Below are 301 nucleotides of genomic sequence, written 5' to 3' on the forward strand. Positions count from 1 at the left end.
GAAAACATATCTGTTTTAGCAGTAAGTTGAGCAGCTTCAGCTCGTGTTATGAATCTATTTGGTTGCCAGCCGTTATCAGTGCCATTAGAAATTTTTAAATCAATTAAAACATTGGCGAATTTTTCCCCCCAATGTCCTTTTAAATCCTCAAATTTACTTTGGCCATTTTCATGTGTTGTACTTTGTAGTTTATAGGCATTTACTAGCATCGTTGCCATGGCAGCGCGTGTTACTTTCCCAGATGGATTGAAGATGCCATTCCCTTCTCCTTTAACAATGCCAGCTTTTTCAGCTGCAGCAA

1 protein-coding gene is annotated in these 301 nt (G+C 38.9%); it reads right to left on the reverse strand.

Annotated features, from left to right (window positions below):
* The coding region (locus tag H6481_RS28510; RefSeq protein WP_182813829.1) for an S-layer homology domain-containing protein at positions 1 to 301 on the reverse strand (301 nt) is incomplete at both ends.

Origin of the sequence: Bacillus sp. ME78, assembly GCF_903970865.1 — a bacterium.
In the GTDB taxonomy this organism is placed as follows: Bacteria; Bacillota; Bacilli; order Bacillales; family Bacillaceae_G; genus Bacillus_A; species Bacillus_A cereus.